Origin of the sequence: Stenotrophomonas sp. P2112, from assembly GCF_041897515.1 — a bacterium.
Classification (GTDB): Bacteria; Pseudomonadota; Gammaproteobacteria; order Xanthomonadales; family Xanthomonadaceae; genus Stenotrophomonas; species Stenotrophomonas sepilia.
Genome location: NZ_CP169216.1, coordinates 2,732,572 through 2,752,135 on the forward strand (window position 1 = coordinate 2,732,572; position 19,564 = coordinate 2,752,135).

Below are 19,564 nucleotides of genomic sequence, written 5' to 3' on the forward strand. Positions count from 1 at the left end.
AACTTAGGGGGTTGCCGACCCGCGGCCGGCACCATCGGGGGCGGAGGTCACGCGGCCCCTCCCCGCGCGTCAGCCGCCGAAGGCGGCGCGCATGTTCTCGGCGGTCGGGTTCAGGATCACCCCGCGCTCGGTCACGATGGCGTCGATCAGCTCGCCCGGGGTGACATCGAACACCGGGTTCCAGGCGGCAATGCCTTCGGCCACGGTGCGGGCACCGCCCACGCCATACAGCTCACCCGGGTCGCGCTGCTCGATCTCGATCTGGCTGCCGTCCAGGGTCTCCATGTCCACGGTCGAGGACGGCGCCACCACCATGAACTTCACGCCGTGGTGGCGTGCGGCAATGGCCAGTTGGTAGGTGCCGATCTTGTTGGCGGTATCACCATTGGCGCAGATGCGGTCTGCGCCCACGATCACCCACTGCACGGCACCGGTCTTCATCAGGTGCGAGGCCGCCGAGTCGGCGATCAGGGTGGCATCGATACCGTCCTGCTGCAGCTCCCACACGGTCAGGCGTGCACCCTGCAGCCACGGCCGGGTCTCGCCGGCGAACACGCGCGCGATGCGGTGCTGGGCCATGCCGGCGCGAATGACGCCCAGCGCGGTACCGAAGCCGGCGGTGGCCAGCGAGCCGGTATTGCAGTGGGTCAGCACACCGCTGCCAGCCTCGATCAGGCCAGCGCCCAGTGCGCCCATGTGGCGGTTGGCCGCCAGGTCTTCCTCTGCGATCGCCTGCGCTTCGGACTCCAGCAACGCCTTCCAGTCGGCGCCGGCAGCGTTCAGGCAACGGCGCATCCGTGCCAGCGCCCAGGCCAGATTGACCGCAGTAGGGCGCGATGCGTTCAGGCGCTGCAGTGCCGGCTCCAGCTGCTGCAACGCGTGCGCACCGTCTGCGGCCTGCACCTCGCGCGCGGCCAACACCACGCCCCAGGCGGCGGCAATGCCGATTGCCGGCGCGCCACGCACGGTCAGTGCGTGGATGGCGCTGGCAACCTCGCCACTGTCATGGCAGACCACGTGCTCGACCACGAACGGCAGCTTGCGCTGGTCCAGCAGTTGCAAGGCATCGCCGGTCCACAGGATCGGGCGGATGTGGTCGTAACGGGCGTAGTCGATGTCGGAGGCAGTGTTCATGGGCCCATTGTAGGGCCACGCCCCGCGTGGTTGGAGCCTGCCCCGGCTCAATTCACCGAGAATTCGGCGCGGCAGCCGCCATCCACCCAGATCCCGTTGCGGTTCCAGCCCCAGGTGCTGCCTTCCTCGCAGGGCGTGCTGGACAGCTGCTCGGAGACCACAGCACCCACCGAGATGCTCGCGCCGCAGAAGCGGCGCTTCTTCGACTTCGATTCGCAGGTCAGGCGGCGCGGCACATCGACGAAGCGGCCATCCTCGTCGGCCACCTCGAAATCGCCCTGGCAGCCACGGCTGGTCCAGACTTCATTGCGCTTGTAGCCCCATCCCTGGCCTTCCCGGCACGGCAGCACCGACAACTGGCGAAGCAGGCGCACCGGCGCGCCATCCAGGCGTACCGGGCAACTCTGCGGACGGCCATTGGATTCGCAGCGCACCACGCGGCGCACCAGGCGCTTGCCTTCCGCTGCCGCAGGTGCCACACCCTGCGCACGGCGCGCACGGAACTCGGCGCGGCAGCCAAGGGTGACCCACACGCCGCTGCGGTCGGTGCCCCACTCGCTGCCGCGGATGCAGCTGTTGCTCGACAGCTGGCGCACCAGATCGACGCCGTTGGCCACATCGATGTCGCAGTGCACCCAGCCCATGTCGTGGGACTCGCAGGTCACCACTTCATCGTCGTAGCCCACCTGCTGGGCCGACGCCGGCGACGGCAGCCAGGCACCCCAGAGCGCGATGGAGTACACCGGTGCAGCGACAACCGCAAACCACTTGACCAAAGCCTTCCCCAGCAGGAATGGATGAACTGCATGCCAGTGTCCGGCATTGGCCGTGATAAAAGCATCATCCCGCTTGCCGACGCAAGCGCGCAGAACCCGCGTTTCGTTCAGCCTGGGATGTTCAGCAACACGCGGGCGTCACGCGTGGGCAAAGTCGTAGGCCAGCACATCGGCAATGCGTGGCGTGCGGTTCATCGCCATCAGCAGGCGATCGACACCCACCGCCACGCCGGCACAGGCCGGCAACGCTGGCAACGCCGCCAGCAGCGCCTCATCCAGTGGCGGCTGCACCTGCCCGCGTTCGTGGCGGCGCTGCTGGTCGCGCCGGAAGCGGGCGCGCTGCTCGTCGGCGTCGTTCAGTTCGTGATAGCCGTTGGCCAGCTCCACTGCACCCAGGTAGAGCTCGAAACGCTCGGCCAGCGGCGGCGTGCCGGCGCGGATGCGTGCCAGCGCGGCCTGGCTGGCTGGCCAGTCATGCACTACGGTCATCACCGCGTCGTCGAAATGCGGCTGGATACGATGGGTCATCAGCAGGTCGAGCCAGTCATCACGGGTCAATCCGACCGGGTCAATGTGCACCTCGCCCAACGCGGCACGCAGCGTGGACTCATCCGCCTCGAACGGATCCACGCCAAGGTGCTGCTGGAACAGCTCACGGTAACTCAGCACGTGCAGCGTTGCACGGCGTCCGACCAGGGCCAGCGCCTGTCCGATCAGCTCGGCGGTCTCCTGTACCAACCGATGGTGGTCCCAGCCGACCCGATACCACTCCAGCATGGTGAATTCGGGGTTGTGGCGGCCGCCGGCCTCACCGTTGCGGAATACCCGACCCAGCTCGTAGCAGTCGCCCACACCGGCCGCCAGCAGGCGCTTGAGCGGATACTCCGGCGAAGTGCGCAGCCAGCGACGACGGCCACCGGCATCGACATGGCCGGTGAAATCGGTGTGGAAGCTGTCGATGTTCGGCTCGGTGTTGCCTGCCACCGACAGGATCGGCGTTTCCACCTCCAGCACATCGCGCTCGGCGAAGAAGCGGCGCACCAGCGCATTGAGCTCGGCACGCTGCTGCAGCGCGCGCAGCAGGGCCTCGCTCACAGGATGCCCTCCGGGCGCGGATGGTCGAGCGGCAGGGTCAGCAGATCGCGCGTATCGTCGATGTAGCCGCTGGCCAGGTACAGGCGGCGTGCCAGTTCGTTGTGGTGGTTCACTTCCAGGCGAAGGCGACTGACGCCACGACCGCGAGCGCGCTGTTCGCAGATGGCCAGCGCCTGCTTGCCGCGGCCACGACCGCGCGCACGATGGCTCAGGTACAGCTCGTCCAGCAGCATGAAGTGGCCGCCCTGCTCCAGGCTGAAGCCCATCGCGATCACCGCATAGCCGACTACCTCGCCCACCTCGTCCATCCACAACAGCACTTCGCCATTGCGCGGATCGGCCAGCAGCGCGTCCACGCCGCGACGCACGCGCGCGTCATCGAAGTCGATCCTGTCTTCGGCGTAGAACTCGCGCATCAGCGCGATCAACAGCTCCTCGTCGGCACGGGTGGCCAGGCGGTAATCCAGCGGGGCGGTCTGCATCGGTGTTCCTTTGTGTTTCATGCCGGGCGCGGGGACACCCGGCGGGATCGTCACTCGTGTTCGGCCAGATAGGCCAGCAGGCGGTCTTCGTCCCACACCGGCACGCCCAGCGACTGCGCCTTGTCCAGCTTGGAACCCGCTTCGGTACCGGCGACCACGAAGCTGGTCTTCTTCGAGACGCTGCCGGAGACCTTTGCACCGAGGCCCTCCAGGCGCTCCTTGGCGGCATCGCGGGTGAGCTGGGCCAGGGTGCCGGTCAGCACCACGGTCTGCCCATCCAGCGGGCCGGCCACGATCTCGGCCAGCGCCGGTGCCTTGGCCAGGATCTGCTGCATCGCCTTCTCGGCTGCCAGCAGCATCGCGCCATGGCCCTCGCTGTCCAGCCACTGGGCCAGGCCACGCGCGGTGTCGTCCGGCAATCCTGCGTTGACGAACTGCCCATGCTCGGCGTCGAGCACCGCCTGGGCACCGGGCAACGCGGCCACCAGTCTCTCCGCGCGCAGGCGGGTGATGCCGGGAATCTCTGATTCGACCAACAGCTGCGCCAGGTCCAGCCCCTCGCGCAGCCTGGCGCTGGGCGCGTGCACATCGCTGATGCGGACCTGGCCGACCTGCAGCAGGTCATCGATGGCCTGCTGGTTGCCCTGCTGTTCGAAGAAGTGGCCGAGCGACCGCGCCACTTCGCCACCGATGTCCGGCACGCGCTTGAACAATGGCCACGGCAGGTGGCGGATCAGTTCCAGGTCACCGAACCACTGCGCCAGCGCCTTGGCCGTGCTTTCGCCCACGTGCTCGATGCCCAGCGCGAACAGCAGCCGTTCCAGCGTGGCGGCACGACTGGCGTCGATGGCCGCGATCAGGTTGTCGGCCCACTTGGTCGCGATCTTCTTCGTGTTCCATTCGAAGCGGGCCGGCTGCGCCAGCGCCTGCGCGCGCCAGCCCGGATCGTTGCCGTCCAGCCTGAGCACCGCATTGAGCACCGCGCCACTGCCTTCAGCCGGCAGGTGCAGCTTCAGTGCGGCGGCCAGCGCCGAGGGATCTTCAGCGTCCAGCACCAGCTTCAGGTGCAGCAGCTGGTCGCGACTGAGCCGGTACAGGTCGGCCACGCTCTTGACGATGCCAGCGTCGACCAGGGTTTCAATGTACTTGTCGCCCAGGCCGTCGATGTCCATCGCGCGGCGCGAAGCGAAATGGGCAATGGCTTCCTTGCGCTGCGCCGGGCAGGACAGCTCGCCCGAGCAGCGCCATGCGGCCGCCCCTTCCTCGCGCACGATCTCCGAGCCGCACACCGGGCAGCGCGTCGGCATCTGCCAGGGCGTGGTGCCCTGCGGGCGGCGATCGAGGATGACGCTGACCACTTCCGGGATCACGTCGCCGGCACGGCGCACGATCACGCTGTCGCCGACGCGCACGTCGAGGCGTGCGATCTGGTCGGCGTTGTGCAGCGTGGCGTTGGACACGATCACGCCGGCCACGGCCACCGGTGCCAGCCGCGCGACCGGTGTGGCCGCACCGGTGCGGCCGATCTGGATCTCGATCGCCTCCACCGTGGTGCTCTGTTCCTGTGCCGGGAACTTGTGCGCGATGGCCCAGCGCGGCGCACGCGAGACAAAGCCCATCGCCTGCTGGCCGGCACGGTCATCGAGCTTGTAGACGACGCCATCGATATCGAACGGCAGGCCGTCGCGGCGCTCGCCGATATCGCGGTAGTAGCCGAGCAGGCCGTCGGTGCCTTCCACCACCTTGCACAGCGCGCTGACCGGGAAACCCCAGGCGCCGAGCTGCGCCAGCGTGCCCGAATGGGTATCGGGCAGCTCGCCGCCCTGCACTTCACCGGTACCGTAGGCAAAGAAGCTCAACCTGCGCTGCGCACTGATCTTCGGGTCGAGCTGGCGCAGCGACCCGGCCGCCGCATTGCGCGGGTTGGCCAGCACCTTGCCGCCGTGCAGGCGCGCACGTTCGTTGTACGCCTCGAAATCGGCGCGCGCCATGTAGACTTCGCCGCGCACCTCCAGCACGTCCGGCCAGTCCTTGCCGTGCAGCCGCTTGGGAACATCGCCGATCTCGCGCAGGTTGGCGGTCACGTCCTCGCCGGTGCTGCCATCGCCGCGGGTCGCGCCGAGCACGAAATGACCATCCTCATAGCGCAGGCTGATCGCCAGGCCGTCCATCTTCGGCTCGGCCGAAAACTGCAGGCTGCGGCGGCCCAGGCGTTCATCGATGCGGCGCACGAAATCCGCCACTTCCTCATCGCTGAAGGCGTTGGACAGCGACAACATCGGCACCGCATGGCGGACTTCGGGGAAACGGCCGGAGGGACGCGCGCCGACCTGCTGGGTCGGACTGTCGGCCCGGGCCAGTTCCGGATGTTCGCGCTCCAGTGCTTCCAGCTCGCGCACCATCCGGTCGTAGTCGATGTCGGGGATCTCCGGGGAGTCCAGCTCATGGTAGGCGCGGTTGGCCTGGGCGATCTGCCGGCGGAGATCTTCGGCGCGTTCGGCGGGGCTGGAGCTCATCGGAATCCGGTGGTTCTGGGATGGCCGGGGATTCTACCGCGCCCGGCCGTCAGGCCCTGTAATGCCCCCCCTTCGCAGCGCCGAGCCATGCTCGACGGGCGCCCCCCTGCCCTGGTGGATGCCAACCATCTCCCCGCCCCGGCAGGTGCCCAACCTTGGTTGGCACACCTGCAGCCGACCATGGCTCGGCACTACAAAAAGCGGGCTTGCCGCCCACCGCAACCAGCGCTAGCGTGCGAAGGCTACTCCTCGGAATCCCACCCGTGACCCTGCCTGCTTCCCGTAGACGCTTCCTGCAACTGGCCGGTGCCGGCCTCGCCGTCGCTGGCAGCGGACTGCCGCGGCTTGGCCAGGCCCAACCCGCGGCTGCCGTCGCCCCGGCCCCTGCCGAAGGCGTGGTACTGCTGAACTTCAACGAGTGCCCCTACGGCCCCTCGCCGGCGGCCCAGCAGGCCGCGCGCGACAGTATCGCCAGTTGCGGCCGCTACCGCTTCGCCCTGGCCGCACAGGTGCGCGATGCCTTCATCGAGCAGGCACGTATTCCGGCCGACCACGTGCGCCTCTATCCCGGCTCAAGCGAGCCGTTGAACCGCGCCGCCACGCTGTGGACCGGGCCGCAGGCGGGATTGGTGGTGGCCGACCCGACCTTCGAGACCCTGGGCGAGGTCGCCGCTGCTCGCGGCGCCCATGTGCAGAAGGTGCCGCTGCGCGACGACGGCGCGCATGACCTGCGTGCGATGGTCGCCGCCGCGCAAGCGCGCCCGACCGGGCTGGTGTATGTGTGCAATCCGAACAACCCGACCGGTTCGATCAGCCCACCGGATGAGCTCGCCTGGCTGCTGGCGCACAAGCCCGCATCGACCCGCGTGCTGGTCGACGAAGCCTACCTGCAGTACAGCGAGCAGCCGAGCCTGATCGCGCAGGTAGCGCAGCGCGATGACCTGATCGTGCTGCGCACGTTCTCCAAGCTGTACGGCATGGCCGGCCTGCGCCTGGGCGTGGCGGCCGCACATCCCGACCGCCTGCGCGAACTGGCCAGCCTGGGCGACAACCCACTGCCCGTGCCAGCACTGGCCGCAGCACTGGCCAGCCTGCAGGATCCCCAGTTGATCGCGCAGCGGCGGCTGCAGAATGCCCAGGTGCGGCAGACCACCATCGCGTGGCTGGGCAAGCGTGGTTTCAGCTGCGTCCCGTCGGAAGCGAACTGCTTCGTGGTGGATGTGCAGCGCGACGGTGCCGCCTTTGCCAAGGCGATGGCAGACAACGGCGTGATCATTGGCCGCATCTGGCCGATCTGGCCACAGCGCGTGCGCGTGACCGTCGGCACCGAAGACGAGATGGCCGCATTCCGCCGTGCGTTCGCCAAGGTGGCCGGCGTACCGGCCTGACCCCGTTGGTGGGGGCGAACTTGGTTCGCCCCATCCACGCATGGCGTGGATCTGCTGTTGTGGATGCCGACCGTTGGTCGGGGTGGATGCCGACCGTTGGTCGGGGTGGATGCCGACCGTTGGTCGGGGTGGGTGCCGACCGTTGGTCGGCACGCCATGGCGCTCACCAGCGCGGGGTCTTGGTCAGCGGCGGTGCCTGGTGCTGGCGGTCGTAGGCACGCAGCTCGTCGCGGATGTGCGCGATGCGCTGGCGGCCCAGGGCATTGCGGCTGTCATCCAGCACCACGCCATCGAGCAGCTCGGCCATGCGCTGCACGGTCGGCAGCATCTTCTCCCAGGCATCAAGCGCGGTCAGCGGCGCCGGCAGGGTCAGGAAGAAGGCGATGGCCGGGGTTTCCATGGCACGGATGTTGGCCATGTCGAAGCTGCCCGGCTTCATGATGCTGGCCATCGAGAAGATCGGGCCGCGCTCGGGGTGGCCTTCCACCAGGCGGTGGAACACGTTCATGTGGCCGAATACCAGGCCGGTCTTCTCCGCCGCCACCACGATGTCTTCGCCGCGCAGCTGCTCGCCGGCACGGGCGGCCACGAACAGCGAGACGATCTTGTCGAAATCCTGGGTGGCGCGCTTGCCGAGGTCGTTGGCCGCGCCCGGATCGGTGTCGGCCAGGCCAAGTTCGGCCTGCTCGCCTTCGCCGCCCATGCCCGGTTCGACGCGGCCCTCGGCCACCACGACGCCGTCCTCGCCCAGGACCGGTTCGCGGCGCTCGCCACTGGTCGGTTCCGCGTTTTCCACGCGGCGCCCCTGGGGCTTTTTCTTCGGACGGCCAAACAGGAAGATCGCGGCGATCAACAGCAGGCCGGCGGCCAGGATGCCGATGCGCAACAGTGCCGTGTCGGACATTCGATAGGTTCTCCGGCTAGTTCATTCAGGTAACTAGGATGGCACGTCAGGCCGCGCCCGCCAATCGCGCGGCTTCTTCCAGGTCCACGCTGACCAGGCGGCTGACGCCCGGCTCACGCATGGTCACGCCCGACAGCTGGTGCGCGGCCTCCATCGTCGCCTTGTTGTGGCTGACGAACAGGAACTGCACCTTCTCGCTCATTTCCTTGACCATGTTGGCCAGGCGGCCGACGTTGGCTTCGTCCAGCGGCGCGTCCACCTCGTCCAGCAGGCAGAACGGGGCGGGATTCAACTGGAAGATGGCGAACACCAGCGCCACCGCGGTCATCGCTTTCTCGCCGCCGGACAGCAGCGAGATGCTCGACACGCGCTTGCCCGGCGGGCGCGCCATGATGGTCACGCCCGTGTCGAGCAGGTCTTCACCCGTCAGTTCCAGGTAGGCGTGGCCGCCACCGAACAGGCGCGGATACAGGGCCTGGACGCCGGCGTTGACGCGGTCGAAGGTGTCCTTGAAGCGCCCGCGGGTCTCGCGATCGATCTTGCGGATGGCATCCTCAAGTGTTTCCAGCGCCGTGGTCAGGTCGGCGTGCTGCGAATCCAGGTAGTCCGAACGCTGCGAAGCCTCCCCGTACTCGTGGATGGCGGCCAGGTTGACCGGCTCCAGCCGGCGCATGCGTGCGTCGATCTGGTGCACGGCCTGCTCCCAGTCGCCCAGGCGGGCGTCCTCGGGTAGTGCATTGAGCACGTCCTGCAGCACGAAGCCGGCCTTTTCCACCGCCGCCTGCAGGGTGTCGGCGCTGAGCACCAAGGCCTGCTGGTCGAGCTTGCGCTGCGAAATGCGCTCGCGCTGGGCCAACGCCTGCTCGTCGCGCTGGTGGCGGGTCTGCTCGTAGTTGCGCAGCTCGGCGTCGATGCCGTCCAGCAGCGTTCGCGCCTCGGTCAGCACACGGTCGGCCCGCACGCGCTCTTCCAGCGCGTTCTGGTGTTCGGCCTGCAGCGATTCGACCGGCGAATCCCCTTCGTCCAGCTGCGAGTGCAGCTCGCCCAGCCGCGCGTCCAGCTGCCCGCGCTGGGTGCCCATGCGTTCCAGCGCCTGGCTCAACGAGTCCAGCTGCGCGCGCTGCGATTCCAGGGTCAAGGCCAGCGAATGCGCGCGCTCGCGTACCGCGCGGGCGGCATCGCGGGCCAGGTCGCGGGCCTCGGTCAACTGCCGACGTTCGCCCTCCAGCCGCTGCCGGGTCGATTCCAGGTCGCCCATGCTGCTGACCGCACTCTCCAGCCGCGAGCGCGCTTCACGCGCCTGCTCGTTGTTGGCTTCCAGCGTTTCCTGCAACTGCTTCAGCTCGCCCTCGATGCGGTCGATGCGGGTGCGTGCCGCTTCCACCTTGCCCTGCTGGCCCTGCAGCTGGCCGGCCAGCTCGGACACCGCGCGGTGGGCCTGGTAGAGCGCGCGCTGCGCATCCTCGCGCTGCTGCTCGGCCGCCTGCAGCTGCTCACGGAAACCGCTCAGCTGCTCTTCCAGCTCGGCCTCGCGGTCCTGCAGCTGCTCGATCTGCTCACGCAGTTTGTTGATCTCACGCTCGCGCAGCAGCGCACCCTGCTCGGCGGCACCGGAGCGCGACACGCGCAGCCAGCCCTGGCCCAGCCGCTCGCCGCCCTGGGTGATGATCGAATCGCCTTCCGGCAGGCTGGCCTGCAGGGCCTTCGCCTCGGACAGGTCCTTCGCACCATGCAGATGGGCCAGCAGCCGACGGATCGCCGCCGGGCCGCGCACGCGTGCCGCCAGCGAGGTCGGCGCCACCTTCAGTTCAGCAGCATCGTCGGCGACCAGCGCAATGTGGCCTTCGCCAAGTTCGCCCAGCGCGCCGACCAGGCTGGCCGGGTCATCGACCAGCACGCCTTCGATCAGCTGGCCCAGCGCACTTTCCACCGCGTTTTCCCAGCCGGCATCCACGTCCAGGCGTTCGCCGACGCGCGCCGCCGAATCCAGCCCGCGCGCCTTCAGCCAGGCCACGGCTGCACCCTGCTCCTGGCCCAGCGCGGCCTGCTGCAGGGTTTCCAGCGAGGCCAGGCGACCGCGCAGGCCGTTGGCCTGCTTGCGCAGTTCAGCCAGTTCGTTCTGGCCATTGCGCTGCTGTTCCTGCACTGCCGTCACGCCCTGCTTGCGCAGCTCGACGTCTTCACTCAATTCATCCAGTGCGGCCTTCTGCGTGTCGTGCTGCAGGTGCAGCTGCTCGAAGGCTTCTTCCAGCGCGTCCACGTCCAGGCCTGCGCGTTCGGCGGCCAGGGCCTCGCGACGCCGGTCGGCGTCGAGGATCTGCTTGTCCAGGTAGTCCACGCGCGTGCGCTCGACATCGCCGGCGCGCGAGGCTTCCGAACTCTGCGAGGTGTGCTGTTCCCAGCGCTGCTGCCAGCTGGCCAGCCGCTCTTCAGCCTCACGCAGGCTTTCCTGCTTGATCTCGTTTTCTTCCTGCAGTGCTTCCAGCTGCGGAGTGGCGGCCTCCACCGCCTCGCGCAGCACCCTCAGTTTGGCCTCGTCGCCGCTGATGTGCTGGCCCAGTTCAGCCAGCGCCTGCTGGGTTTCATCGCGCGCCTTGTGCAGGCGCTGCGACAGCTCGCGCTGGTGCTGGATCTGCTGTTCCAGGCGCGCCAGCGTACTGCCGACCTGGTAGACCGCGGCCTGCGCGGTGTTGAGCGCGTCGGCGGCCTCTTCGCGCCGCGCGCGCGAGGTCTCGATGCGCGCCTCGGCATCACGCTGGTCGGCGATCAGCTGCTGCAGCCTGGTCTCTTCCTGCGACAGGCCTTCGCGCAGCTTCGACAGGCGTCCGTCGAGGCCGCGGAATTCCAGCGCCTTCCACTCGGCGTCCTTGACCCGGCGCTCTTCCTGCAGGGCCTGGTACTGCTCGGCCTGCTTGGCCTGGCGCTTGAGGTGCTCCAGCTGCTTGCTGATCTCGTCGCGCAGGTCGCCCAGCCGGTCCAGGTTCTCGCGGGTGTGGCGGATGCGGGTCTCGGTCTCCTTGCGGCGCTCCTTGTACTTGGAGATGCCGGCTGCCTCTTCCAGGTACACACGCAGGTCTTCCGGGCGCGCCTCGATGATCTGGCTGATCATGCCCTGCTCGATGATCGAGTAGCTGCGCGGGCCCAGGCCGGTGCCGAGGAACAGGTCGGTGATGTCGCGGCGGCGGCACTTGGTGCCGTTGAGGTAGTAGTTGCTGGTACCGTCGCGGCTGACCGTGCGCTTGACCGAGATTTCGTTGAACGCGGCGTACTCGCCGGAGATCGTGTGGTCGGAGTTGTCGAAGATCAGCTCGACCGTGGCCTGCGACACCGGCTTGCGGGCATTGGAACCGGAAAAGATCACGTCGGTCAGCGAGTCGCCGCGCAGGCGGCTGGCCGAGCTCTCGCCCATGACCCAGCGCACGGCGTCGATGATGTTCGACTTGCCGCAGCCATTGGGGCCCACCACGCCGGTCATGTTGGTCGGCAGGTGCAGGGTGGTCGGATCGACGAACGACTTGAAGCCGGACAGCTTGATCGTGGAAAGACGCATAGGGGTTCCGGACTGGGGCCGGCAAGCGGCCTGCGTTTACCCTCCAAGTCATTGATCCTGTTGGGATCGATGCCCGTGGAACGGGTGGGACGCCCTGAGTATACCGATGTGGCCGGCACGTAGGATCAACTGCCAATGGCCGCGAAGTACAAATTACTGAAGCTAGCCGGAAATCGGCGGGTCAGATGTTGGCGCGACGCTTAGGCACCCTCCCCTTCTGCTACAAGCATCCTTACTAACAACTGCTCTCCGACCAAAGCAGGAGCGGACATCATATTTTGACCGGCCATGTAGCAAAGAGTCGCTTTTGCCTCATTACGATCCCGTGCATTTTCAGTCAAATAGTAAAGCCCGCAATGAGGAAGACCTTCCCCCCTATACTGAACCAATGGCGAATCAAAGTTAACCTCCTCAAGAACCTGCTCAATACTCAGAAGAGAAATTCCGCCATTCAACGGCCTCAACTTTCCTGACGCCCCCCCGCGCATCCGCTTATGAATAATCTCGTACGCAGATCGATACTTAGCGAGAGCCCCATCTCCCTCCACAAGAAAGTGGGAGACATAAGTTTCTGGGTGCTCGCCTTGACGCAGATCAAAGGCCTCACCAGCCACTCGACCGTCTTTGATCCAATCCAGCTTGAAGTAGCGAGAGGCGTCCCCCTCTAGAAGAGCATGGCCCGCAACATCCATATTAGTCATAGCATCCTCAGAACTCGTTCAAATTCTTCGAAATCACCAAAATCTCGAAACTTGGCGGTTCCTGTTATCTTAAGAATTTTCCGATTCTTCCCCACGTAGGAAAAATTGACGTGCCCAGAATGACCAACATGCACGCTCATAATTCGCCCACCGCCAGCCCCCAAATCTACACTGAAGCAACCATCGCTGGCATCGACATGGAAATTTGGCTCGCGACCAGCCAGAACAGGTATTAAAAGAAACAATCGCTTTCCGGACTCTTCCGAAATAGAAGGCGCCCCCAAAGCCGATAACCGGAATTCATCATACGATCTAACGGCAGATTCAATTTTATGAAACATCGAGCTCCAAAAATCAAAGCTGCCCGACGATCTCAGCGATCTAATTTCTTCCCGAACTGCAGATAATCGAGAGAAATCAAACGACATCCCTTCAACAAAATCTACCCACTCAGCATAACTAGCACAATGCGCTGCATCGAGCGCATCAGCATATGGCCCCCTTCGCGCCACAACATTATTCATTTTCAAATAAACAGCGGAAACCTGACTCTTCTTAAAATCCGCCTTAAAAAAGTGACTCTGCGCAACTGAAAATTTATCACCAATCCCTGAGCGCGATGTAAAGCCGCCAGTAGGGGGAGATAGTTCTTTCTTAAGATTGTTCGACATCGCTCTCAAGAGCCTTTGTCAACGCGTTCGCGAGCTGCGACGCCTTAGATTTCGGAAGCGCAATCGACTCAATAATTGTCGTCACCCCATCAAAAGAGTCTATGAACTCTATGACAATAAAATCCTCCTCAACTTGCCCAATTGCGAAGCCCATAGGGAGTATAGAAGGCTTTAACTTCACAAGAGTGCCTTCGTTATCTGGATTGCTTTTTTTTGTCTTTGCCATAGTAGAAATTTTCCGAAGTGAAAGAAGTGTCACTATGGCACGCCCACATGTCAATGACACAACGCCCATTTCTTCAATGAAAAACGGGCACCCTTGCGGGCGCCCGTTCTGCGGTGATGCCAGGCCTTGCGGCGTGGGATCAGGCTTCGGCGACGACGACGACCTTGACGGTGGTCTCGACGTCGGCGTGCAGGTGGATCAGCACGTCGTACTCGCCGATGTTGCGGAAGGCGCCTTCGCCCAGGATGACTTCGCTCTTGCTGACCGGCAGGCCGGCAGCGGTGAAGGCATCGGCGATTTCACGGGCGCCGACCGAGCCGTACAGCTTGCCTTCGGTCGAAGCGTTGGCCGGGATGGTCACGCTCGCGCCGTCCAGCTTGGCCTTGCGGGCGTCAGCTTCGGCGTGGATGGCCTGGGCCTTGGCTTCGTATTCGGCGCGCTTGGCTTCGAACTCGGCCTTGTTGCTCTCGGTGGCCGGCACGGCCTTGCCCTGCGGCACGAGGAAGTTACGGCCGTAGCCCGGCTTCACGTCGACCAGGTCGCCCAGGTTGCCGAGGTTGGTGACTTTCTGCAGGAGGATCAGCTGCATGGTATTGCTCCAGATGAGTTATTCGTTAGCGAGGCGATGCCCCGCAACAAAGGCTGTCCGAATAGCTGGCACAGCGGGGGCGGCACCGGGCCGCCCCACCGGCATCAGACGTCGTGGTTGTCGGTGTACGGGATCAGGGCCAGGAAGCGAGCGCGCTTGACGGCGGTCGCCAGCTGGCGCTGGTACTTCGACTTGGTACCGGTGACGCGGCTCGGCACGATCTTGCCGTTCTCGGTCAGGTACTGGCGCAGGGTGTTGAGATCCTTGTAGTCGATCTCCTTCACACCTTCAGCCGTGAACTTGCAGAACTTGCGGCGACGGAAGAACTTGGACATGGGAAGGCTCCTTAGGCGGCGGAAGCGGCGTCGTCGCCGGCTTCGTTGTCAGCGGTGGTGGTGGACTCGCCTTCTTCGTCGTCACGACGACGGCGCTCACCGCGCTCCGGCTTGTCACCCTTCTCGTCCTTGCTCTTCATGATCAGCGACTGCTCGGTGTCAGCCTCGTCACGCTTGATGACCAGGTTGCGCAGCACGGCGTCGTTGAAGCGGAAGCTCTCGGTCAGTTCGTTCAGAACGGCCTGGTCGGCTTCGATGTTCATCAGCACGTAGTGGGCCTTCACCAGGTTCTGGATCGGGTACGCCAGCTGGCGGCGGCCCCAGTCTTCCAGGCGGTGGATGGTGCCGTTGCCGTTCTCGACCAGCGACTTGTAGCGCTCGATCATGGCCGGGACCTGCTCGCTCTGGTCCGGGTGGACCATGAACACGATTTCGTAATGACGACTCATGTTTTTTCTACCTTTCGGATGTGGCCTTTCGGCCGGACAGCCCCCCGCCGTTGAGACCGCGGTGGGGCAAGGATTCCCGCCAGGAAGGCAGGAAGCCGCGCATTATGGCGCAGATGGGGATGGCGGGCAACCGGGGGCACCCGACCTTCTGAACCGGGGTGCCCTGCCCCGGTGCCGATCAAGGTCGGCACCCACCAGGCGGGTAGCGCCGGGCCATGTCCGGCGGGCGCCAAAGCCGCGCGTCAGGCCTTGTCGGCGTCGGTGGTGAAGCTTTCGCCGCAGCCGCACTCGGCGGTGGCGTTCGGGTTGCTGAACGTGAAGGTCTCGCTCAGGCCATGCTTGCCGAAGTCGATCACGGTGCCGTCCACCAGCGCCAGGCTCTTGGCGTCGACATAGATCTTCACGCCGTCCTGGTCGAACACGGTATCGCCCTCGCGCTCGTCGCGGGCCAGGTCGGTCACGTGGCCCCAACCGGAGCAGCCGGTCCTGGTCACGCCGAAACGCAGGCCCAGCGCGCCGGGGGTCTGGGCGACAAAGCGCTGCACGCGCTCGAAGGCAATGGGGGTCAGGCTGACGGCCATGGGGCTACTCCAGAGGTACGGGAACATTATAAGGAGCCGTTGCCGCGAAAAATGCCTCGCAAGCAGAACGCTGCAACCGGTAAACTCCCGTGTTCACAGATCGAGTCGATCAGCAGAGGATTCAAGTCATGACGGTGGTCAGCGTTGAACATGCGCTTGCCGGGAAGATCCCGGAAGGCGGCGAAGTCACGGTACGCGGATGGGTGCGCACGGTGCGCGGTTCAGCGAATCTGGCCTTCGTGAATGTGAGCGACGGCTCCTGCTTCGCCCCGATCCAGATCGTGGCCAACGACACCCTGGCCAACTTCGACGAGATCAAGCGCCTGACCAGCGGCTGCTCGGTCATCGGCACCGGCACCCTGGTGAAGTCGCAGGGCAAGGGCCAGTCGTTCGAGATCCAGGCCAGCGCACTGGACGTGGTCGGCTGGGTCGAAGACCCACTCACCTACCCGATCCAGCCCAAGCCGATGTCGCCGGAGTTCCTGCGCGAAGTGGCGCACCTGCGCCCGCGCACCAACCTGTTCGGCGCAGTCACCCGCATCCGCAACTGCCTGGCCCAGGCCGTGCACCGCTTCTTCCACGAGAACGGCTTCAACTGGATCAGCACCCCGATCATCACCACCTCCGATGCCGAAGGCGCCGGCCAGATGTTCCGCGTGTCCACCCTGGACATGGTGAACCTGCCGCGTGACGAGAAGGGCGCGATCGACTTCAGCCGCGACTTCTTCGGCAAGGAAACGTTCCTGACCGTGTCCGGCCAGCTGAACGTCGAGGCGTACTGCCTGGCGCTGAGCAAGGTCTACACCTTCGGCCCGACCTTCCGCGCCGAGAACAGCCACACCACCCGCCATCTGGCGGAGTTCTGGATGATCGAGCCGGAAATCGCCTTCGCCGACCTGGCCGAAGACGCACGCCTGGCCGAAGAGTTCCTGAAGTACCTGTTCCGCGCCGTGCTGAACGAGCGCAGCGACGACCTGGCCTTCATCGCCGAGCGCGTGGACAAGAACGCGATCACCAAGCTGGAAGATTTCATCAACGCACCGTTCGAGCGCATCGACTACACCGATGCGGTCAGCCTGCTGCAGAAGTCCGGCAGGAAGTTCGACTTCCCGGTGGAATGGGGCCTGGACCTGCAGACCGAGCACGAGCGCTGGCTGACCGAGGAGCATGTCGGCCGTCCGGTGGTGGTGACCAACTATCCGGAGCACATCAAGGCCTTCTACATGCGCCTGAACGACGACGGCAAGACCGTTGCCGCGATGGACGTGCTGGCCCCGGGCATCGGCGAGATCATCGGTGGCAGCCAGCGTGAGGAGCGCCTCGACGTGCTGGACGCGCGCATGGCCCAGTTCGGCCTGGATCGTGAGCACTACAGCTGGTACCGCGACTTCCGCCGCTATGGCTCGGTGCCTCACGCCGGCTTCGGCCTGGGCTTCGAACGCCTGGTGGTATACGTCTGCGGGCTGTCCAACATCCGCGATGCGATCCCCTACCCGCGCGCCCCGGGCAGCGCGGACTTCTAAGCCCCACACGTCCACGGAGGTACGGCTCCCATGACCCTGTTCTTCGCCCTGTGTTTCGTCGGCGTTGCAGTGGCCGGGTTCAGTGCCTTCGTGATCTTCTGGCCGCTGACCCTGGTGCACGTTCGCGACCGCCATCCGGCGCTCGCCGAGCGCTTCGGCAGCGGCGCCTTCCTCAAGCCCGATGCCCTGGCCTGGCTGTTGCGCCGCGACTATCGCCAGCAGCCGGACCGCTCGCTGTCCGGGCTGGCGACGCCGGCCTGGGTATCGCTGCTGACCCTGCTGGCCGGACTGGGCATGGCCGCCCTGCTCTGGCTGGCCTCGCTCTGGTAACCCCCATGAATGACATTTCCGCCTCGCGCGACAGCTGGTGGCTGGCCAGCCTCGGCAACACCCTGATCTGGGCGCGCCTGCGCGTTCGCCCGGCCGGCACCGCCGAAGTGCTCGACAGCGACGGCAACACGCTGAGCTATGACAGCGAAGACACCGCCCGCTCGCAGCTGTTCGACGCCGAATTCGTCGAATATGACGGTCTGGACGAGGAAGACGCGCTGGTGCGCGGCTTCAGCCTGCACGAAGTGCAGCCGCCGCAGGCCGACAACGACGAAGGCCTGCGCGGCCGCATGATCCAGTCGCTGGGCGCGCGCGCCTGATCCAGGCATGTTCACTCCACGCGCCTTCGCCGAGACCGACCTGCTCTGGCTGGACCGCCTGCTGGCGCGTGATCCATTCGTCACTGTGCTCACCCCCGGCAGCGATGGCCTGCCGGAGCTGACCCGGATGCCGGTGCTGTACCGGCGCGAGGGCGAGCGCATCGAGCTGCGCGGGCACTGGGCCCGCGCCAACCCGCAGTCGCGCCACGGCGGTGCGGCCAAGGTGCTGGTCGACGGACCACACGGCTACGTCTCGGCCAGCTGGTATCCGGACAAGGAGCCTGCCGCACGGGTGCCGACCTGGAACTACGCCGCCGCCGAGCTGCGTGGCCAGTTGCACACCTTCGACGACACCGATGCGCTGGCCGGGCTGGTCGGCGCGATCAGCGACCACTTCGAAGCCAGCGTCGGCCAGGCCTGGCAGTTCGATGCCACGCGTGCCGAACATGGCCCGGAACTGCGTGCCATCGTCGGCTTCCGTTTCCAGGTCGAACACGTGCAGCTGAAGCTGAAGCTGAGCCAGAACCATCCCGACGCCAACCAGCGCGCCGTGATCGCCGAACTGGAACAGCTGGGCACCCCTTCCTCCACCGAGTTGGCGCAGTGGATGCGCTGGCACCGCGAACAGGCCGCCCGCAGCGGCTGAACACCCCCGATTCCCGCGACGTCGCAGCTGGATGGCTGCGGTGCGCCCCACCCGACGCCAGGGACCGAACATGAAAGACATCCACAAGCTGCTGCAGAACAACCGCGACTGGGCCGACCGCATCGAGAAGGAGGACCCCGACTTCTTCCACCAGCTGGCCAAGCAGCAGCATCCCGAGTACCTGTGGATCGGCTGCTCCGATTCGCGCGTGCCGGCCAACCAGATCATCGGCATGGCGCCGGGCGAAGTGTTCGTGCACCGCAACGTCGCCAACGTGGTCGCCCACACCGACCTTAACTGCCTGAGCGTGGTGCAGTACGCGGTGGATCAACTGAAGGTCAAGCACATCCTGATCGTCGGCCACTACGGCTGCGGCGGCGTGCATGCCTGCCTGCACAACACCCGCGTCGGCCTGGCCGACAACTGGCTGCGCCATGTCGGTGACGTGGTGCAGAAGCACCAGGGCATCCTCGACGCCATCGAAGACGACGAACTCAAGCACGCCCGGCTGTGCGAGCTGAACGTGATCGAGCAGGTCGCCAACCTCTGCCGCTCGACCATCGTGCTGGATGCCTGGGCCCGCGGCCAGAAGCTGATGGTGCACGGCTGGGTCTACAGCCTGAAAGACGGACGCGTGCGTGAAATGGGCATCGACGTCGGTTCGCTGGAAGAGCTGCAGCCAGCGTATGAAAAAGCGCTGTCCTTCGTGCCGCGCAAGGGCCGTCGCGACTGATCCCCACACGGATGACCACCATGCTCGCTCCACCGATCAACCTGCACGCCTGGATCGAAGAGAACCGCCACCTGCTGAAGCCGCCGGTGGGCAACAAGATGATCGACAACGGCGATTTCATCGTGATGGTGGTCGGCGGGCCGAACTCGCGTACCGACTACCACTACGACGAAGGCCCCGAGTGGTTCTACCAGCTAGAAGGCGAGATGGTGCTGAAGGTGCAGGAGGACGGCGCGGTACGCGACATTCCGATCCGCGCCGGCGAGATCTTCCTGTTGCCGGCGAAGGTGCCGCACTCGCCGCGGCGCCCGCCCGGGGGCATCGGCCTGGTGGTCGAGCGCAAGCGGCTGCCGCATGAGATGGACGGCGTGATCTGGCACTGCGAGCGCTGCAACCACAAGCTGCACGAAGAGTACTTCCCGCTGCAGAACATCGAAACCGACCTGCCCAAGGTGTTTGCGCGCTACCACGCCAGCCTGGAACTGCGTACCTGCAGCCAGTGCGGGCACGTGGATCCGCTGCCGGTGCCGGCGGCGGGCTGACCACCTGCTTCTGTAGAGCCGAGCCCATGCTCGGCAGTGGGCCCACGTAGCCGAGCATGGGCTCGGCTCTACA

General features: G+C 65.9%; 20 protein-coding genes. 7 read left to right on the forward strand and 13 right to left on the reverse strand.

Features of this window, described 5'->3' with window-relative positions; genetic code table 11:
- Positions 1 to 69: 69 nt before the first annotated feature.
- The 5 genes from mtnA to ligA all read right to left on the reverse strand — a co-directional run bounded on the left by mtnA (position 70) and on the right by ligA (position 6,009).
- Positions 70 to 1,134: an S-methyl-5-thioribose-1-phosphate isomerase gene (mtnA, locus tag ACEPA4_RS12735; RefSeq protein ID WP_262090925.1), complete on the reverse strand. Its 1,065-nt coding sequence runs from the start codon at positions 1,132 to 1,134 to the stop codon at positions 70 to 72.
- Positions 1,135 to 1,181: 47 nt separating this feature from the next.
- A complete protein-coding gene (locus ACEPA4_RS12740) occupies positions 1,182 to 1,910 on the reverse strand; it encodes a DUF3011 domain-containing protein (RefSeq protein ID WP_262090926.1) in 729 nt (242 codons plus the stop codon).
- A 138-nt stretch (positions 1,911 to 2,048) separates the two neighbouring features.
- A complete protein-coding gene (gene epmA / locus ACEPA4_RS12745) occupies positions 2,049 to 3,005 on the reverse strand; it encodes an EF-P lysine aminoacylase EpmA (protein ID WP_070489070.1) in 957 nt (318 codons plus the stop codon).
- Positions 3,002 to 3,487 carry a GNAT family N-acetyltransferase gene (locus ACEPA4_RS12750; protein WP_262090927.1) on the reverse strand — a complete coding sequence of 162 codons (486 nt, stop codon included), beginning with the start codon at positions 3,485 to 3,487 and terminating at the stop codon, positions 3,002 to 3,004. The genes epmA and ACEPA4_RS12750 overlap by 4 nt, the downstream gene beginning before the upstream one ends.
- Positions 3,488 to 3,537: 50 nt before the next feature.
- Positions 3,538 to 6,009, reverse strand: a complete 2,472-nt coding sequence (ligA, locus tag ACEPA4_RS12755) for an NAD-dependent DNA ligase LigA (protein WP_374083049.1) — start codon at positions 6,007 to 6,009, stop codon at positions 3,538 to 3,540.
- 257 nt (positions 6,010 to 6,266) lie between these two features.
- Between ligA and ACEPA4_RS12760 the strand changes: the two genes are divergently transcribed.
- Positions 6,267 to 7,391, forward strand: a complete 1,125-nt coding sequence (locus ACEPA4_RS12760; protein WP_262090929.1) for a pyridoxal phosphate-dependent aminotransferase — start codon at positions 6,267 to 6,269, stop codon at positions 7,389 to 7,391.
- A 163-nt stretch (positions 7,392 to 7,554) separates the two neighbouring features.
- Here ACEPA4_RS12760 and zipA read toward each other — a convergent pair whose 3' ends face one another.
- The 8 genes from zipA to ACEPA4_RS12800 all read right to left on the reverse strand — a co-directional run bounded on the left by zipA (position 7,555) and on the right by ACEPA4_RS12800 (position 15,397).
- Positions 7,555 to 8,295 carry a cell division protein ZipA gene (zipA, locus tag ACEPA4_RS12765; protein ID WP_262090930.1) on the reverse strand — a complete coding sequence of 247 codons (741 nt, stop codon included), beginning with the start codon at positions 8,293 to 8,295 and terminating at the stop codon, positions 7,555 to 7,557.
- Positions 8,296 to 8,341: 46 nt separating this feature from the next.
- Positions 8,342 to 11,845, reverse strand: coding sequence for a chromosome segregation protein SMC (gene smc / locus ACEPA4_RS12770; protein WP_262090931.1), 3,504 nt, complete (start codon positions 11,843 to 11,845; stop codon positions 8,342 to 8,344).
- A gap of 200 nt (positions 11,846 to 12,045) precedes the next feature.
- A complete protein-coding gene (locus tag ACEPA4_RS12775) occupies positions 12,046 to 12,546 on the reverse strand; it encodes a hypothetical protein (protein WP_262090932.1) in 501 nt (166 codons plus the stop codon).
- Positions 12,543 to 13,217 carry a hypothetical protein gene (locus ACEPA4_RS12780; protein ID WP_262090933.1) on the reverse strand — a complete coding sequence of 225 codons (675 nt, stop codon included), beginning with the start codon at positions 13,215 to 13,217 and terminating at the stop codon, positions 12,543 to 12,545. Before ACEPA4_RS12780 ends, ACEPA4_RS12775 begins: the two co-directional genes overlap by 4 nt.
- 365 nt (positions 13,218 to 13,582) lie before the next feature.
- On the reverse strand, positions 13,583 to 14,032 hold the full coding sequence (gene rplI / locus ACEPA4_RS12785; protein WP_043398478.1) for a 50S ribosomal protein L9: 450 nt from the start codon (positions 14,030 to 14,032) through the stop codon (positions 13,583 to 13,585).
- 104 nt (positions 14,033 to 14,136) lie between these two features.
- Positions 14,137 to 14,367 (reverse strand): 30S ribosomal protein S18, encoded by a 231-nt coding sequence (gene rpsR / locus ACEPA4_RS12790; RefSeq protein ID WP_002804494.1) that lies wholly within the window; start codon positions 14,365 to 14,367, stop codon positions 14,137 to 14,139.
- Between the two features lie 11 nt (positions 14,368 to 14,378).
- A complete protein-coding gene (gene rpsF / locus ACEPA4_RS12795) occupies positions 14,379 to 14,816 on the reverse strand; it encodes a 30S ribosomal protein S6 (RefSeq protein WP_006452997.1) in 438 nt (145 codons plus the stop codon).
- 242 nt (positions 14,817 to 15,058) lie between these two features.
- Positions 15,059 to 15,397, reverse strand: a complete 339-nt coding sequence (locus ACEPA4_RS12800) for an iron-sulfur cluster assembly accessory protein (protein ID WP_005417401.1) — start codon at positions 15,395 to 15,397, stop codon at positions 15,059 to 15,061.
- Positions 15,398 to 15,525: 128 nt separating this feature from the next.
- Between ACEPA4_RS12800 and asnS the strand changes: the two genes are divergently transcribed.
- The 6 genes from asnS to ACEPA4_RS12830 all read left to right on the forward strand — a co-directional run bounded on the left by asnS (position 15,526) and on the right by ACEPA4_RS12830 (position 19,491).
- On the forward strand, positions 15,526 to 16,920 hold the full coding sequence (gene asnS, locus ACEPA4_RS12805; RefSeq protein ID WP_005417402.1) for an asparagine--tRNA ligase: 1,395 nt from the start codon (positions 15,526 to 15,528) through the stop codon (positions 16,918 to 16,920).
- 30 nt (positions 16,921 to 16,950) lie between these two features.
- On the forward strand, positions 16,951 to 17,250 hold the full coding sequence (locus tag ACEPA4_RS12810; protein WP_005417403.1) for a hypothetical protein: 300 nt from the start codon (positions 16,951 to 16,953) through the stop codon (positions 17,248 to 17,250).
- A gap of 5 nt (positions 17,251 to 17,255) precedes the next feature.
- Complete coding sequence (locus tag ACEPA4_RS12815; protein WP_005417404.1) at positions 17,256 to 17,570, forward strand: hypothetical protein; 315 nt, start codon at positions 17,256 to 17,258, stop codon at positions 17,568 to 17,570.
- A gap of 7 nt (positions 17,571 to 17,577) precedes the next feature.
- Entirely contained in the window at positions 17,578 to 18,216 is a 639-nt protein-coding gene (locus tag ACEPA4_RS12820) for an FMN-binding negative transcriptional regulator (RefSeq protein WP_065178617.1), read from the forward strand.
- A 70-nt stretch (positions 18,217 to 18,286) separates the two neighbouring features.
- Positions 18,287 to 18,949, forward strand: coding sequence for a carbonate dehydratase (gene can, locus ACEPA4_RS12825; RefSeq protein ID WP_005417406.1), 663 nt, complete (start codon positions 18,287 to 18,289; stop codon positions 18,947 to 18,949).
- Positions 18,950 to 18,969: 20 nt separating this feature from the next.
- Entirely contained in the window at positions 18,970 to 19,491 is a 522-nt protein-coding gene (locus tag ACEPA4_RS12830) for a 3-hydroxyanthranilate 3,4-dioxygenase (RefSeq protein WP_049439577.1), read from the forward strand.
- Positions 19,492 to 19,564 lie beyond the last annotated feature (73 nt).

Excerpts from the sequence above, each read along its gene's own strand:
- zipA (WP_262090930.1), bottom strand. The coding sequence starts at position 8,295 with ATGTCCGACACGGCACTGTTGCGCATCGGCATCCTGGCCGCCGGCCTG.
- can (WP_005417406.1), top strand. The coding sequence starts at position 18,287 with ATGAAAGACATCCACAAGCTGCTGCAGAACAACCGCGACTGGGCCGAC.
- ACEPA4_RS12800 (WP_005417401.1), bottom strand. The coding sequence starts at position 15,397 with ATGGCCGTCAGCCTGACCCCCATTGCCTTCGAGCGCGTGCAGCGCTTT.
- rplI (WP_043398478.1), bottom strand. The coding sequence starts at position 14,032 with ATGCAGCTGATCCTCCTGCAGAAAGTCACCAACCTCGGCAACCTGGGC.
- mtnA (WP_262090925.1), bottom strand. The coding sequence starts at position 1,134 with ATGAACACTGCCTCCGACATCGACTACGCCCGTTACGACCACATCCGC.
- ACEPA4_RS12750 (WP_262090927.1), bottom strand. The coding sequence starts at position 3,487 with ATGCAGACCGCCCCGCTGGATTACCGCCTGGCCACCCGTGCCGACGAG.
- ACEPA4_RS12830 (WP_049439577.1), top strand. The coding sequence starts at position 18,970 with ATGCTCGCTCCACCGATCAACCTGCACGCCTGGATCGAAGAGAACCGC.
- asnS (WP_005417402.1), top strand. The coding sequence starts at position 15,526 with ATGACGGTGGTCAGCGTTGAACATGCGCTTGCCGGGAAGATCCCGGAA.
- ACEPA4_RS12820 (WP_065178617.1), top strand. The coding sequence starts at position 17,578 with ATGTTCACTCCACGCGCCTTCGCCGAGACCGACCTGCTCTGGCTGGAC.
- ACEPA4_RS12780 (WP_262090933.1), bottom strand. The coding sequence starts at position 13,217 with ATGTCGAACAATCTTAAGAAAGAACTATCTCCCCCTACTGGCGGCTTT.
- ACEPA4_RS12815 (WP_005417404.1), top strand. The coding sequence starts at position 17,256 with ATGAATGACATTTCCGCCTCGCGCGACAGCTGGTGGCTGGCCAGCCTC.
- rpsF (WP_006452997.1), bottom strand. The coding sequence starts at position 14,816 with ATGAGTCGTCATTACGAAATCGTGTTCATGGTCCACCCGGACCAGAGC.
- smc (WP_262090931.1), bottom strand. The coding sequence starts at position 11,845 with ATGCGTCTTTCCACGATCAAGCTGTCCGGCTTCAAGTCGTTCGTCGAT.
- ACEPA4_RS12775 (WP_262090932.1), bottom strand. The coding sequence starts at position 12,546 with ATGACTAATATGGATGTTGCGGGCCATGCTCTTCTAGAGGGGGACGCC.
- rpsR (WP_002804494.1), bottom strand. The coding sequence starts at position 14,367 with ATGTCCAAGTTCTTCCGTCGCCGCAAGTTCTGCAAGTTCACGGCTGAA.
- ACEPA4_RS12810 (WP_005417403.1), top strand. The coding sequence starts at position 16,951 with ATGACCCTGTTCTTCGCCCTGTGTTTCGTCGGCGTTGCAGTGGCCGGG.